A 15660-nucleotide genomic window follows, 5' to 3' on the forward strand; every position below is an offset into this window, starting at 1 on the left:
TTGCTGAGATCGAGATACTAACAGTAAATAGATTGTGTTCAAATAATTCTATGCAATTTAATGCAATGCCTATTGTTGAGTTTCCGGGGGTGACTTTTTTCTAAACGGGAATCAGGTTCTGTTTATATATTACTGCCCGAGAGCGTTATTGATTTAATCCTGGGAGTTTTAATATCTGAATGCGAATATCGGGGCTAGGTCTTGCATTTTGCCTATCTGAGTTCTCCATACTAGCATTAATTTAGCTTTTGCTAATTTATGACTATAGTTGTAACTGACTCATCGCTGTCCAAAGCCATGTTAAGCAAGACCAAATCAATGTGTTAATTCTCGTAATCTCAACTGCAAAAAAACACGCGTCGCGGTACTTGGCGCCTTCTCAATTGCCAGTTTATAAAAAATGCTAGCTTCTGTTTTTTGCCCTAATTTGCTGAGAATATGCGCACGTGCCGCGTACCAAGGTTGGTAATCTTTAAGGTCTTCTTTTAACTCGTCCAACTTCTTGAGCGCAAGTTCTGCGCGTTCTGTTTCTGCAAGCACTACTGCCCAGTTCAAGGTGACAACTGGAGTAGGTTCGAAGCGCCATAGTGATTGATAAAGCAAAGACATCTGAATCCAATCGGGCTTGGGTTTCATCATATGACAGTCTGCAATTGCTGCCTTGATCTGAAAAGGGCCAGGTCGCCTTTTTTCGATAGCCTTGGAAAGGATGCATTGAGCTTCATCAATATTGATTTGCTGCCATAATGTGCTGTCTTGTTCTTCAACTGGCACTATGGCACCACTAACATTGATTCGAGCCGCGCTTCTCGCATCGGTAAATAACATTAATGCCAGTATACCTTCTACTTCTGGTTCATTGGGTCGCAGTGTCATCAGAAGTCTGGCCAAAAAGATGCCCTCTTGGCATAGGGAACGTGGGCTCTCGTCTTCTGTTACATAGCCAGTGGTGAATATCAAATAGATGGTTTTAAGCACCGTTTCCAATCTGTCACCCCATTTGTCTGTTTCTGGGGTAGAGAACGGAATGCCTTTGGCTTTAATCGATGTTTTCGCGCGATACAGTCGTTGTCCCATGGCTTTTTCGTTATCTAGGAAAGCGGCGGCGATTTCCTTGGTCGTTAAATTGCAGACCGTACGTAGGGTCAACGCGATACGCGATTTTTCTTCCAAGGCTGGATGACAGCAGGTAAAGATGAGCCGTAAACGCTCATCCGGAATGGTTTCATGAACGTCATACTCTAAGTCTGCGGTAAAATGGTCAGCTAGATCCACCGTCTTACGTTGCTCTCGTTGCACCCGACGAATCTGGTCAATTCCCTTATTTAAGCCGACTCTCATTAGCCAAGCCATAGGGTTATGAGGTGGCCCGGACCGAGTCCAGTGTTTCAAGGCCGATATTGTTGCTTCCTGTAGGGCATCCTCGGCTAACTGAAAATCATTAAGGCGCGAAATAAGCCCCGCCAAAAGCAGCCCTCTGTCTTGATGCAAGAGATCATGAATAATACGACTGACCGGGATCGCTTTTGAAGAGGCGTTATTCATACGTTAATCAGCTTCGTTGTAATTCAGCAAAGGGCGGACCTCGATGGTGCCGAACTTAGCCACGGGAATGATTGCTGCACATTTCAATGCGGCGTCCAAGTCGGGCACGTCAACGATGTAGTATCCCCCCAAGTTTTCGCGTGTTTCTGCAAAGGGACCGTCCATGGTTTCCACCTTACCGGAGTGGATTCTCAGTGAAGTTGCCGTTTCTACCCCCTCCAATCCCTCGCCACCAACAAGCACGCCATCTTTTTCGAATGTCTCAGAGGTAAGGGCAAAATCTGCCATCATCTTGTCAAATTCAGGCGTGCCAAATACTGGCTCTTTATCTGGTGCGGCATAAAGCAAAAGCATATATTTCATCTTGGATTTCCTTCTGGTTTGTTGTTTCCTACTCAAGGACGTTTTCGCTTTGCCATTTTCGACATGAACTAAAAATTTTTTGCCTTGCGAATGTACAATAGTACAGAGAATAAACAGTTATCAATTGCGAGATTTGTGCTAGGTGTCTTTAGATAGAAGGACAGATGCCATTACGTTGGCTATTGACCTATTTGATCTAATGCAGCAGAGAGCCAAATGAATATAGGCCTTGCAAATATCTATTATTCAGTTCCGAAAATGGCGCATCTTATTTATCTTCTGTTGTTAGTATCTAGTTGAAAGTATTTAATATAAAAGCAAACTGGAGTAAAAGGTATGTTCAAGAATATGCATGAAATGGAAGAACCACTAGTTATTGGTAATGTATGGGATGTACCAAGCGCGAAAATCGCCGAAAGTGTCGGGTTTTCTGTTATTGGTACTTCTAGCGCAGCTATTGCTAAAAATCTTGGAAAGGAAGATGGAGAAAATATCCGTTTCGAAGACCTTTTGTCGATTGTAAAAGCAATTGTGAAGTCAACAGAACTGCCTTTGACCGTAGATCTTGAGTCCGGCTACGGAGAGACACCCGAAATCATAGCAAAGAATATGATTGAGTTAGTTAAAATTGGTGTTGTTGGAGTCAACATAGAAGACAGTGTCGTGGTAGACGGTGAAAGGTGCTTGTGTGACAGCGCTCTGTTCAGCAAAACTTTAGAAAAAGTTAGAGAATGTATTCGCGAAGCAGGCCTTGAAATTTTTATTAATGTCAGAAGTGACGCGTTCCTACTTAATGTTGAAGAGCCTCTTGTAACTAGCATCGAGAGAATTAATCGATACCAACAGGCGGGCGCTGATGGCATTTTCCTACCATGTATCAATAAAAAAGATGATATCAAATCAGTTGTCGATAGCACCTCACTGCCGATAAATGTAATGTGCCTTCCGGGATTACCTAGTTTTTCAGAACTTAAAAAACTAGGTGTAAAACGCATAAGCATGGGCAATTTTGTACATGAGGCAATGCTTGCCTCTTTATCTTCTAGCTTGGCTTCAATTAAAAGAGAGCAATCTTTTGAGGCATTATTTAAATAGCCTTTATTAGTTTCAGCCACTTTTGGCTGAAACACTTTTGCCCCAAAACGTTTTAGTTAAATCTATTAATAGTGCAGATAAAGTGGTGCAATAACTTACTTTTTCTAACCCTAGAACATCTACAAGTTTGTAGGTTTTGTCAAAGTTAGTCTGCCGAACTACAAAAAACAGAACTAAGAGATTGTAAAGATAGCTTTATGAACTTCTCACCCATATCGTCATCAATGGTGTATTTAGTCTGTTCTTTTCCATCAACTTCAACCTTTTCATCTAGGATAGTGAATCTAGCTCTATGCTCGCTGTCTGGGGTAGTTAGCACTAAATCACCCTCACTATCTGAGATTTCATCGAACCATAGTTTAAGTGTTGGTAGTTCTTCCCTCGTAGGGAACTGGAATTTTTCGTATTTACCTTCAATTACGGCTATATCTTCAAATTCAAAGCGATTGGTTAGGTCTTCCAATAACTTCTGACACGAATTTTTTACTAGGTTCTGTAAAGGTGACGCATTAGCCATCTTGATGACTTCTCTAGATGCTACGTCATGTTCTAGGTTGCTAAAGCTTGCCTCACCAACTACACCCATATGACCACGTATAACCTCTTCGATAGCACTAAAGGTATTTAATATGTTCTGGTCTCTAGAATTTCCATCTTCTTCTGGTGACACATCCCATACCTCTTTAAAGTCGTCACCCATGTAATACGCTAGATGAATGACTTCTGAATAGGCTCTGCTGAATATCTCTACACTAGAATCTGACAAGTCTATGAACCTAACCCCTATGTCATCACTAAGCTTATGCAGGTTGTTTTGGAGATGTGTATACAACTGGTGAATGAAACCATCTAGAGCTCGTTTTTGGTCGGGGTTCTTTTCTTTGTGCTCCGAGAAATGCTCGTAAAAGCTATAAAGGATTTCACCTGTCTGAATAACAAACCTATTCACTTCCGTTACAGCAGTCGGCTTTAAGGTGACTTCGCCTTTTTCTTGAATGCGGTTGAACTCGTACAATTCTGAGAAAATTACAGGTAAATCTTCCTCTGTTATATACTTGAACTTCGCATTCTTTACCCGTCTTCCCATGACTTTTTCAAAATGCTTTTGTTGCTCGTAATACATTTCATAAAGACGCTTGTCCTTTTGTAGCTCTAAACCCTTCATAGTCTGCTCTGAACGGTGGTTAGCAGTAACCCAAGCAACTAAAGGAATGCTCAAAGAGGCGATAGTCATAGGTATTTTGAAGGTCGTCCAGAAGTCAGCTAGTAGCTTGGGTGCATCTTCATAGGTGTGGAGCACGTAACCCAATGCAAATGAGCCTAAAATCGGTACTCCTATTGCTGCTTTGAATAGCTTTGTTTGAGATAGTTTTTTGTTATCTGACATTGGTTCTACCTTCTCATTGAACCTATAGCTCCTGAACCTCTAGCTTGGACTGCTAGAATGTAATGCCCATCCAGTTCAGCAAGGTTTCGATAGCACACTTCAAAGTGATTATCTTCGATAAGTCTCTCTTTCGTATCTTCGGGTAAGGTAAACGAGTAACCTTCTTCGGTGATAATTTCACTCCTCACCATATTGTATTTTGCGTTAAACACGTTAGAAGGCATCTTCTCTTCTTGCTCTGGTACTCCAAAAGGGATTTCCTGTTCAAAGAAGATTCGCAAAAACTCTTTTTCTTCATCTTTTAAGTCGTTAGAAAAGGCTATCAAGGTCTTTTTACGTTCTTCTGCGAGGTAGTTCGTTAAACAATCTCGAACAATTGGATGCAACTCGTAGACGTTTTCAGAGAAGCTCTTGCGCCCTATGGCTCTGATGTAACCAATGTTATGAAAGTGAAGAGCAGGGTCTCTATTTCGCTCTAAAGATACGCTTTCGGATAGCATTCTTTTTAATAGTGAAAACTCTGTTCTATCGAGGTGAGGTAGCGTTGATTCAACTTCTCGTCTAAATGCCGATACCTTAGACTTTACCTTTTTCCTTGCAGCCTCTAGTGCTTGCTTTTGTTGAAGTGACTCTTCATTTTTGTCTTGTCTACGCTTGTTCCAAGATTTCAGCCAATACAAAAGCTCTATGGATAAGTGGGAAAGGCTGTAAGCGGTCAGCATAAGTATGTAGGGGATGTATTCATTTGGTAGCCTCTTCGAAGCCATGAAAGCACTTGTGAAGCTCCAAAAGAATACTAGAAGCAGCACAAACACAAATAGCTTTAAGGCTGTCTTAACCGAAGTTACTGCTGTTACAAGCTTTAGAATCCACTCTGGCACTCTGTCACCCTATCAATATATGTAAGATGAGGAATTGTATCATTTTCTTACAATGCACTGTAAATATAGATGTGCAGATTGGTGAGTATCATGTGTAACCCAGATCAAGGAAATTAGGTGCCCTAAATATTGCTTTGAGAACAATCAACCTTTAGTTAAGCGAAAACCGTTAGTTTTAGAGAGCAACAAGGTTTGCAATACCTCATCTAATGCAACTTGGCTAAGTAACTGACTCATCTTTGTCCAAAAATAACTCTAGTACCCAAAGTCATTAGCACAGTCAATGTTGCCTTCACCTCAATAGAAACCAACAGTTCTCACCGAACCCTGATCCAGAAAATAAAAAGGTCGCATCACGCGACCTTCTTGTTTGTTATCTTAGCGAGACTCTAACGGGTATGAGCGGTAGCTCCACATGCCGTAGGTTCGAAGGGCATCGCGGTAGATTCCTAGTAGCTCACTGTCGCTCGCTTTGGTGAGTTCTTTTAGCGGCTTATCTGGGTAGCTGACTGTATCGAACGTGATGCCTTGTGGGCCTGTTTGCCAGCTTGCAATTTCAAACAGTGTCTGACCACGACGAACATGGCTTGCAGAGCTAATGATGGTTGCATGTTTGATGTTGTGGCGGGCAAGGGCATAGCTACTAAATAGTGCGTTGCCAACGGTGCTGGTGGCGTAGTTTTCTTCAATGATTCTGTCTTTGCTGACGCCTTTCGCGATCAGCCAGTCAGCCATCAACTTGCCTTCGGTTTTGTGGTTTTTTGGTACGCCACCCGTTAGCACGATAAGCGCATCTGGGTTCGCTTTTGCCATTGCCAAAGTGGTTTCAAGACGCTCAACTAAGATCTGGTGCATTGAGCCATCTGGGTTTAATGCGTAACCCAGAGTAACAATCGCTCCCTTATCTTCTAACTTACCTTTCGCTGCTTTCTCTTTTAGTGGCGTCTCTAGCACGCGATCCACTGTCGAGAAAATTCGCTTCATGTCAGCCGCTTTACCTGCATTGAGTTTAGATAAAGCATCCATGTGTTTGCTTGATTCAGCTTGGTTGCCTTTAAAGCGTTGCCATACAGCGAGGTAGGCATGTAGATCGACATCATCCGGTGCCACAGTCAGCGCTTGCTCAAATAGCTCAATCGCAAGATCAACATTCTTGTTATAAATCTGAGCGTTAGCCGCAGAGATAAGAAGATCAGTTCGGTATGGTTCTAGCTCGTATGCCTCTAGTAAGCGATCGGTAACGATCTCCATATTGCTTGGCATTTTCGCAGTGAACCCAGCATGAGAGATTCGAGCCGGTGATTTAAATGCTTTTACAGCATCGCTCAGAAGCTGATCAACCACCTGTCTTTTGGTGACGAGTTGGGCGTAATCCGTTGTGGCTTGTACTGTAGAGTCGTTAGCGGCAAAAGAGTAAGGCGCAGCAGTTAAAGCGATAACGCTACCTAGGGCGAGGGCAATGATGTTCTTCTTCATTAGGGGATCCTAGTGTTGTTATGTGTCGATCTAAGTCGACGGATTTTTTGCAGTGTAAAATTACCTCTCAGATAAACCGTGAATTAACTCGCACTTTATATTGATTGAGTTGTTAGTGGTTCAAAAATACGAAGGAAGATCACAGAGTGGCTCCTCTATGTTATTGATAAAAATGATGAATAAGGTGAATTGATACGGATTTAGTCGATACGTTGGTGATGACTAGAACGCTCTAGTGGGGGGCGAAGTGTTTCAAAATCATCATTAAGCAACATTTATTCATATTCTAATAACACTTAATTTACATTGAAAAATATATAGAGTCATTTTAACTTTTAGTGTCAATAAGACAATTCGTATATGGTGTCATATTGACTTGTTTTCGATGAATGAATTTTGATAAATTCCTTTAAATACAATTATTTAATAATTTGGCACAAGGAGTGCAATAGAGAGGTTAGTAACTAGCACAAGGTATATACATTATGACTATTCACGTTAAATCAAATGTCCACTGGGTCGGTATCCATGATTGGGAAACAGAACATTTTCATGGTAAGGAATACCATTTGAACAAAGGAACGAGTTATAACTCGTACTTGATTCGTGAAGAGAAGACTGTCTTGGTTGATACGGTGGATCACCGCTTTAGTGAGCAATTCATTGCAAACTTGGAAATGGAAATCGACCTTAACGAAATAGACTACATTATTTGTCAACATGCCGAAGAGGACCATGCAGGTGCGCTATCCGCACTTATGGCTAAGATTCCAAATACGCCAATTTACTGTACTGAAGCGGGCGTAACTTCAATTGTCGGTCATCACCATAACCCAAACTGGAACTTTAGAACGGTTAAAACGGGTGACACTCTCGATGTGGGTAACGGTAAGTCACTCGTTTTCGTTGAAATGAAAATGCTGCATTGGCCGGATTCTATGGCGAGCTACTTAACTGAAGATAATGTTCTATTCAGTAATGATGCATTTGGTCAGCATTACTGTGATGAGAACCTATTTAATGATCAGCTTGACCAAGTTGAGCTACACGAACAATGCCTGCGTTATTTCTCTAACATTCTGACCCCATTTGCCCCATTGGTTAAAGCCAAGATAGAGGAAGTGTTGAGCCTTGGTGTTCCTATTGATGTGATTGCGACGTCACATGGCTGTATTTGGCGAGAGAATGCGACACAGATTGTTGAGCAATATTATGAGTGGGCACAATCCTATAAGGAAGACCGCATTACCATCGTGTACGACACTATGTCTAACAACACGCGCATGATGGCTGATGCGATTGCGAAAGGTATTCGTAAAGGTAGCCCTGAGACCGCGATTAAAGTCTTTAACATCTCTATCCATGATAAGAATGAAATTCTCGCCAACGTTTTTCGTTCAAAAGGTGTGCTGGTCGGTTCGTCAACGATGAACAACGTGATGATGCCGCAAATCGCAGCTCTGTTAGAAGAGATTCACGGACTACGTTTCTCTGGTAAGAAAGCGGCTGCGTTTGGCTCCTCAGGTTGGACTGGTGGCGCGGTTAAACGTATTGATACCCGACTACGTGAGGCTGGCTTTGACGTTAGCCAACCGCAACACATTCACTGGAAACCGGATACTGGTGCACTACGCGAGTGTATGGATTATGGTTCTACATTGGCACATGTATGGCGTGTTGGAAGTGAAAATTTAAACCAACCTAAACAAGTAGAGCGTACAGTTGAGAGATTGGAAGATGAACCTCAAGTCGCTCAAGAAGTGCAAACTCAAGCCACTGATGCCAGAGATGAACATGACTCAAACTGCACATGCTGGCGTTGTACTGTTTGTGAGTGGATTTATGACCCACAACTCGGTGAACCGAATCAAGATATTGACCCGGGTACTTCATTCGAAGATCTACCAGACTGGTTCCTATGCCCTGAGTGTCAGTTAGGCAAAGAAGTCTTCGTCGAGGTGAAGTGATGAATCCAATCATTATTGTGGGCGGCGGTTTCGCTGCCCTGCAAACAATCAAGATGCTGCGAAAAACGGATGAGCAGATTGCCATCGAGTTAATCACTGCCGATGAAGGGATTGAGTACAACAAGCCAAGCCTGTCTCATGTGTTTAGTAAAGAGCAACAGCCTGATGAGTTGGTGCTGAATACAGCACAGGCACTGGCAGAACAATACAATGTGACCATCCGTACCAACACCTTGGTCAATCACATTGATGTTGAAGAGCATAGTGTTTATGCCGAAGGAAATAGGTATCTCTATTCGAAGTTGGTCTTGGCTACTGGTGCGAGTACCTTCATTCCCCCTACCAAGGGATTGCAACGTGACGATGTATTAACTCTCAATAGCCTGAAAGAGTTCAAGAAATGCAAATCGCAGGTCGATGCTGCTCAGCGAATCGCTGTAGTAGGCGGAGGTTTAATCGGGGTTGAGTTAGCACTCGATCTGCGTATTGCAGGCAAACAGGTGACAATCATAGAACCTGCACCTTACTTGCTTGGCAATCTGATCCCGCCGTTCGTCTCCATTGAGCTAGAACGTGAACTGATTGATTCAGGGATTGGCGTTGAGACGAGTTCTAGCATCGCAAAAGTGTCAAAGGTGGACGATGGCTTACTGCTTCAGACTTCAGCGCCAAGATACATTGAAGTGGATGAAGTGATAGCGGCGGCAGGTATTCTACCTAACATAGCGTTAGCCGAACAAGCGGGGCTCAAAACGAATCGTGGCATTGTGGTGGATTCTGCAATGGCAACAAGTGCAAAGGATGTGTATGCAATTGGCGATTGCGCTGAGATCGAAGGACGCATACTCGCGTATCTTCAGCCTGCTATACTGGCAGCGAATGTTTTGGCAAAGCAGTTGACCACGGGTGAAGGCAGTTTAGTGTTGCCACATATCATGACCAAGGTAAAAACGCCTAGTTATCCTATTCAGCTTGCTGGGCGCGATGTCGATACAGCCTGTCGTTGGGAAGCAGAGTTTCTGGCTGATGGAATTAAAGCTAAAGCTTATAACGATGAAAACCAGTTGGTTGGATTTGTCGTCACAGGTCAGCACTCCAAAGCCGCTTTTCCATTGCTTCGGGAGCTTCAATCATCCTAGCGGACAACAATAAGGTTGTGAGCCGAAACAGCCTAGATTATTGTAATCGGAGTTAATATTCCCCCCGATAGTTAGTCACTATTGGGGGGACTGATCACTACAGTCTTCAGTTACTTAATCGCAGTACAAAAACTGACGTCAGCATGCTGGGTTTGTGGGTCGTAGCTGTGGTAGAGCTCGAAGCAAGGTCTGTCATCGTTTTCTAGCCCTGTTTCGATCACTTTACTCATCAAATCATCCCAAGCGAGCGCATATTGGCTGTGCTGTGTGATGTTCTGGCGCATCACTGCGTATTCGCCACCGGGAAAATCTTGTAGTTCTATGCCATTGATTACGTCTGTTTCCTCAGGCACCATCAAACAGATATCGGTACGACATTTGTCACTTGGAGTAACCTCAGGGTTGTCGTGATAGATGAAGATACAAGTATTCTCCGCTAACCCTTTCATTCCTGCCCATTGGTAGAGTCGATCTGCTGCTTCTTTGTAGCCTTCACCGTAAGGGCCTGTCACTCGTACATAAGCCAGTTTTGTCGCTGTAAAGTTTTGCGTTTCCATTTTGTTGCTCCACGTTGTTAGTTCAGAGCCAGTATATGAATCGCTAGGTTTGTCTGCGTTTCCATTCTTGCGCAGCGTGTGTCCAATCTTGCTGTTTCGCGATAATTCAGAAAATTGCTGGTAGTTTTCGCAATCACGAAAAGCGCTTGGCGTTACCCCATAATGTTGCTGAAACGCTTTAGCTAGGCTCTGTGAAGAGGAAAAACCGTACTCCAATGCAATGTTTAACACGGGTTGTTTTGATTTAAACAAATCGTCGGCTGCTGACTGCAACCGCAAACGTCTGACAAAATCAGCGAGGGTTTCTCCTTGCACGGCTTTGAAGGTGCGATGGAAGTGATAAGGAGACAGATTCGCTAGGGCTGCGACTTCTGGCAAATTTAGTGGTTGGTTGAAGTTCTTTTCCAGATAACGAATCACTGGAATCAGTCGCTTTTGATAATCAACGCGCATTACTGAGCTCACCCTTGCTTTAAAATGACTGTATAAGCGTACAGTAAGTAAGTTCAATTTAAAAATGGAGTTTTGATAAATGCGTAGCACACACTGAGCAATTGAGTCACACTTATTGCTTATTTCCCGGTAAGCAAGGACAACCATGATCGCTTGGAAGCAGCACTTAGCCGATTACGAGTGGCTTATTCACCAAGTCTGGTACTTAGAGGTTGAACATGGTGAAGCGATTGATCCCAAACCTCATCTTATTCCCAATCCACGCGCTCATTTGCTGTTCACTCCCAAGCATCAAGCCTACAGCTATGACAACGGTGAAACCTTACTTCGTGGCAAAGGCAGTCACTTACTGACTGCGAATGAAAACCTTCTTCTATTAGAGGATGAGGCTCCGATTAAACGCATCGGTATTACCTTTCGACCTGAAGGACTCTATGCTCTCCAATCTGCTCGTTACGATGGTGCCCAAGTCAATGCGGTTAACAAGTGTCAGTGGTTTGATTGGCTGAGCCCGTTATTTGATGAAGATTTTCAACAAGCGCTATGGCAACAAGGCTCACCAGAAGCCTTGTTAGATTCGATAAAACGTCACTTAGACACTTTAAGGATTGAATCCTGTCGAGCCAAGCCGTTTTTGGTATCGCAGAAGGCAATCGCGGTGATGGACGCACAAGCGTTAAGTTCACCAGAGCTCGCGATAGATATCGAACAGATTGCGGCGCAGTGCGCGTGTTCTCGAAGAACGTTAGAGCGCAGTTTCAAGCAGGTGGTTGGCCTGAGCGTTAAGCAGTATCAACAAATGGCCCGTCTTGAGCAGATGATTTTAGCACTCTACGAACAACAAGAGGCGATTGATTGGGTGAGTTTTTCTCAGCAATTTGGCTTTAGTGATCAGTCACACTTGATACGCTCGCTCAAGCAGCAGCTTAGAAAAACGCCGAACAAGTATTTGCAAAAGCGCGACCTGACGATAGATATCTACGGTGACTTCGAATAGGAACTTGCGGTGACCAAGACAAGCAAGTTGTCGCAAAAGTCCAATTATTCTCTGGTTGATTCCACTAAGATAGTTGCCAGATAACGAGGTAACACATGTCATATCAAAAACTAAAACAAGGCCAAGCCATCCCATTCAATGAGTCCTTGTTCATTCAACTGGTTCAAGCGTCTGATCTAAAAGATATTATCGAGATGTTAAATAGCGATAAGGTCAACAAGTATCTGTTCTTCGCCCCGGCTGACGATAGCCTATATGAAGGTTTCTTTGGCCCAATCATTGAGAACACGGCTCAAGCGATCAAAGATGACGTTTGGCCAGAGAGCCCGACGTTTGTCATTCGTGATCAGCAAGGCAAATACATGGGGATGTGTGCTGTGACGTCGGTAATGTTCCTAACAGGCAACTACGAGGTAGGTTATCAGCTACCGACCTACGCATGGGGCAAAGGCATTGCGACTCGTGCGTGCCAAATGATGACGGAGATTGGGTTTACCGAGCTTAAGGCGCATAAAGTCAGTGCAGATTGCTACTCATCGAATGTGGGTTCATACAAAACGTTAGAGAAATGCGGTTTTAGCCAAGAAGGACGTCAGAAAGACTATTACAAGCTAGAGCAAGGCTTGGAAGACAAACTTTACTACGGTATGACCGCAGAGCAATTCGCCTCTTTCAATCGTTAATTGAACAAACGGTGCGTTTAAACAGCAAACAAAAAGGCCGCTATGCCCATGATCGGGTTAGCGGCCTTTTTTATATTAATAGACTCTAGGTCTTAGTTGCCTTGGTTTTGGCTTTGAAGCTTCTCTTTTGCTTCTTCAACTTTTGAAAAATCTAAGCCTAGCTCATCGACGGCTTCTTTGATTAGCGCAGGGTTTTGCATCACTTGTGCCATCAGCATTTGTAGCTTGTCTTGTGGCAGACCTAGTTGGCTGATTGTTGCCATCGCTGCAAGAGGGTTCTGAGTAAGAGTTTGGAAGATTTCATTGATCTGTTCGTCGCTGATGTTGTTCTCTTTCAGCAGTGCAATAATCGGGTTCATCATATTTCCTTTTCAATCTATTGATGACTTTGCGCAGCAGTTTATCACTTGGGCGCTGAGATTGAATAGCTCTAACACTGTTTGTGCTTATGGCGATGCCTTATAAGTTCAGTGAATCATCTGTTGTTTTATCTATTTAACTTGTTCATATGTGACTCGGCGCACTGTGTGTATGTGTGTTGTATTGGTAGTCTTTTGCGCTCCCCACATCCTCTACTCATCTTTATATTTTAATTTCACCGCGTGAGCGGTTACTTATGGAGTAGCAATACGCATGGCAGCAGAACCTGTGCAGCGACGAATACAGTTCGTATTCGATCAATACCAAATTTTCCCTAATGACAACCTCACACTGTGTTATTTCGGTATGGCTAATGAAGTCTATATTGTGCCGACGGAACATGGTCGTTATGTACTAAAGAAGTGCTTTAAAAGTAACACCAAAGAGTTGATTAGTAACGAAGTTGCGTTGATAGAACAGCTCAACAGCAATGGATGTTCGACACCAGAAATTGTCCCAGATAAAGAGGGCAACTTGTATGTGGATTTTGATGGCGAAATCTATGTCATGACCAAATATTGCTCTGATATGACGTACAACTGGTCAAGTGAAATCCCTGACAAAGCGCATCAAGAAACCATTCGTGCAATGGCGAACTTTCACCACGCAACGGAGCAATTTACGCCGCCGTATCCTAATTCGCGTACCACCTTTTTAGGTATGGCTACGCATAGAGATAAACTGGCACAAATTGAAGCGTGTGTGGTAGAGGGACGTGAATCATTTAAGCAAATGAGTGAGTATTTGCCAAAGCTGAAATCACTGCTTAACCAACTTGAGAGTGAAATTAATCAATCGGAGTTAGACAAAGCCAAGCAGTGCTTTATTCATGGCGACTTACACTGTTATAACCTCTTCTATGACCAAGACGGGGGGTACACCAAGCTAATCGATTTTGACTTTAGCCGCCTAGATTATCGTCTGGCAGACATCTTTTGGACTAGCCGAATACTTGGCTTTAAGTTGGTGCGTCGTCATTACAGCATCGAGCAGTTGGAAGCTTGGGATCACGTAATTCCTGAAGATCTCTTGTTGAATCTTCTGGTTCAAGTTTGGCAAATAATTATTCGCCAATATCGTCAAGTATCAAGCTTAAATGACAGCGAGCTAGCGTTAGTGCCTCTCTTTGCTCAAGCGGTCCCCTTGTATATCTTTCACTTCTTCGACTTCACCAATAGCGAGCAAGAGTGTCTAGAGCATGTGAAATGGTTCGAATGGGAGTTGTCTCAAGTGGAACGTAATGTGCGACTGAATATGCTGGCGATAGAAAAGGTACTGAGTGATGTGGCGTAGTCGATATGCACTGGTTGGCCCTATTGTCGGGCTGGCACTACCCATCATGCTGCAAGGCGTTTTATTTTCATTGATGGGCTTTGTTGACTCCTTGATGATAGGACAGCTGGGTGAGCTAGCTATTTCAGCGCAAGGTAACGTCGGTCAACTACTCTCGTTTAGCTTTCTTCTCTTTGCAGCGCTGACAACAGGGGGAAGTATTTTAATCTCCCAGTTTAGTGGGGCGCAGCAGGAGCGAAAAGTTGAACAGATAGCCCATACTATGATTGTCGCTGGTGGGGGCTGTGGTTTGCTCCTTGGTGGCATTTTCTATGTGTTAGCTAAACCGTTGGTGGCGCTTCTCACTACAGATCTGTTTTTGCCAGTAGAGCAATGGTCACAAGTACCCGAGGTTGCATCGGGTTATCTACACATTGTTGCTTTTGCTGTTCCCGCTATGCTGTTGTCACAGGTGATTGCGGCGGTATTTAATGCGACGGGAGATACCAAAACCCCGGTTAAGGTTTCGGTGGCCTTTAACATCGTCAACTTTATTGGTAACTATGTACTGATATTTGGCTTGGACCTTCCTGGAAGTACGGGGCCCATGTTTACCCCTCTAGGGCTTTTGGGGGCGGCATTTGCCACTTTAATCGCCAGTCTCGGACAAGCGTTGGTTCTCTTCGTTATGATCTATCGCCGTCTTGGCGGTTTCAAGTGGGGTCAGTGGTCAGAGCTAAAACAGATCATCCAGCTTGGCTACCCCAACAGTATTGATGGTTTTTATTGGCAAGGCGCGCGCGTATTTTATACCGTGCTGATGAATAGTATTGGCGCGATAGCGTACGCAGGATATGCGATTGTCAGAACCTTTAAAGGCCTATTCATGTTGCCCGTAGGAGGCTTGCAGCAGGCGACGGGTATTTATATCGGTAAGTTACTGGGTGCAGGGGAACTTGAGCAAGCCAAGATCACAGCCAGAGCAGCTATTTGGGCAGGCGTTATTTTGATGTCGATACCGGTGACATTATTGGTCTTACTCGCTCATCCGTTGCTGGGTTTGTATCAGATCCAAGCGGAAACTTATCAACAAGCTTATTGGTGTCTGTGGATTCTCGCGGGATCGCTATTTTTTACTGCGGTAAATTCGGTTATTCCGGGAATACTTCGCGCGGGCGGTGATACTAAATCGGTGATGAATATCACTTTGAAAAGTTTTGCTTTTATGGGGGCTCCTGCCAGTCTTCTACTGGGGGTTGGTTTTGATCTAGGGCTCATAGGCGCTTTTATTGGCATTTCGCTCGAAGAGATCTTTAAGTCATATCTGTTTATCCGTCAGCTACAAAAAGATGATTGGCTAAACAATCTTGCGGAGCGGAGTAAAACTCAAGTCGCTGCAGGCTAGCAATTGGTACAAAGTCGCCG

General features: G+C 43.7%; 14 protein-coding genes. 7 read left to right on the top strand and 7 right to left on the bottom strand.

Annotation, left to right across the window (positions count from 1 at the left end):
* Positions 1-315 precede the first annotated feature (315 nt).
* Positions 316-1545: an RNA polymerase sigma factor gene (locus tag APB76_RS14580; protein ID WP_049845819.1), complete on the bottom strand. Its 1230-nt coding sequence runs from the start codon at positions 1543-1545 to the stop codon at positions 316-318.
* A 3-nt stretch (positions 1546-1548) separates the two neighbouring features.
* On the bottom strand, positions 1549-1908 hold the full coding sequence (locus APB76_RS14585; protein WP_049845818.1) for a YciI family protein: 360 nt from the start codon (positions 1906-1908) through the stop codon (positions 1549-1551).
* Positions 1909-2244: 336 nt separating this feature from the next.
* On the opposite strand from APB76_RS14585, the gene APB76_RS14590 reads away from it, so the two are divergent.
* Positions 2245-3003, top strand: a complete 759-nt coding sequence (locus APB76_RS14590) for an isocitrate lyase/PEP mutase family protein (protein ID WP_054961714.1) — start codon at positions 2245-2247, stop codon at positions 3001-3003.
* Positions 3004-3148: 145 nt separating this feature from the next.
* Here APB76_RS14590 and APB76_RS14595 read toward each other — a convergent pair whose 3' ends face one another.
* The 3 genes from APB76_RS14595 to APB76_RS14605 all read right to left on the bottom strand — a co-directional run bounded on the left by APB76_RS14595 (position 3149) and on the right by APB76_RS14605 (position 6747).
* Positions 3149-4390 (bottom strand): hypothetical protein, encoded by a 1242-nt coding sequence (locus tag APB76_RS14595; protein WP_054961715.1) that lies wholly within the window; start codon positions 4388-4390, stop codon positions 3149-3151.
* A gap of 5 nt (positions 4391-4395) precedes the next feature.
* The gene (locus APB76_RS14600; RefSeq protein WP_237767913.1) at positions 4396-5157 is read right to left on the bottom strand and encodes a hypothetical protein; all 762 of its coding nucleotides are present in this window, start codon (positions 5155-5157) and stop codon (positions 4396-4398) included.
* A gap of 492 nt (positions 5158-5649) precedes the next feature.
* A complete protein-coding gene (locus APB76_RS14605; RefSeq protein ID WP_054961717.1) occupies positions 5650-6747 on the bottom strand; it encodes a YdcF family protein in 1098 nt (365 codons plus the stop codon).
* A 485-nt stretch (positions 6748-7232) separates the two neighbouring features.
* On the opposite strand from APB76_RS14605, the gene norV reads away from it, so the two are divergent.
* The gene (norV, locus tag APB76_RS14610; protein WP_054961718.1) at positions 7233-8714 is read left to right on the top strand and encodes an anaerobic nitric oxide reductase flavorubredoxin; all 1482 of its coding nucleotides are present in this window, start codon (positions 7233-7235) and stop codon (positions 8712-8714) included.
* Complete coding sequence (gene norW / locus APB76_RS14615; protein WP_054961719.1) at positions 8714-9853, top strand: NADH:flavorubredoxin reductase NorW; 1140 nt, start codon at positions 8714-8716, stop codon at positions 9851-9853. Before norV ends, norW begins: the two co-directional genes overlap by 1 nt.
* Before the next feature lie 110 nt (positions 9854-9963).
* Here the strand turns inward: norW and APB76_RS14620 are convergent, their stop codons facing one another.
* Positions 9964-10863 carry an AraC family transcriptional regulator gene (locus APB76_RS14620; RefSeq protein WP_054961720.1) on the bottom strand — a complete coding sequence of 300 codons (900 nt, stop codon included), beginning with the start codon at positions 10861-10863 and terminating at the stop codon, positions 9964-9966.
* Between the two features lie 145 nt (positions 10864-11008).
* On the opposite strand from APB76_RS14620, the gene APB76_RS14625 reads away from it, so the two are divergent.
* Entirely contained in the window at positions 11009-11860 is an 852-nt protein-coding gene (locus APB76_RS14625) for a helix-turn-helix domain-containing protein (RefSeq protein ID WP_054961721.1), read from the top strand.
* 95 nt (positions 11861-11955) lie between these two features.
* Positions 11956-12543, top strand: coding sequence for a GNAT family N-acetyltransferase (locus tag APB76_RS14630; protein WP_054961722.1), 588 nt, complete (start codon positions 11956-11958; stop codon positions 12541-12543).
* A gap of 92 nt (positions 12544-12635) precedes the next feature.
* Here APB76_RS14630 and APB76_RS14635 read toward each other — a convergent pair whose 3' ends face one another.
* Positions 12636-12902, bottom strand: a complete 267-nt coding sequence (locus tag APB76_RS14635) for a DUF2999 family protein (RefSeq protein WP_004746427.1) — start codon at positions 12900-12902, stop codon at positions 12636-12638.
* A 274-nt stretch (positions 12903-13176) separates the two neighbouring features.
* Here APB76_RS14635 and APB76_RS14640 point away from each other — a divergent pair, with 274 nt between their 5' ends.
* Positions 13177-14256, top strand: a complete 1080-nt coding sequence (locus APB76_RS14640; RefSeq protein WP_049845811.1) for a phosphotransferase enzyme family protein — start codon at positions 13177-13179, stop codon at positions 14254-14256.
* The gene (locus APB76_RS14645) at positions 14246-15640 is read left to right on the top strand and encodes an MATE family efflux transporter (RefSeq protein WP_054961723.1); all 1395 of its coding nucleotides are present in this window, start codon (positions 14246-14248) and stop codon (positions 15638-15640) included. The genes APB76_RS14640 and APB76_RS14645 overlap by 11 nt, the downstream gene beginning before the upstream one ends.
* Positions 15641-15660 lie beyond the last annotated feature (20 nt).

The organism is Vibrio bivalvicida, from assembly GCF_001399455.2.
GTDB lineage: Bacteria > Pseudomonadota > Gammaproteobacteria > Enterobacterales > Vibrionaceae > Vibrio > Vibrio bivalvicida.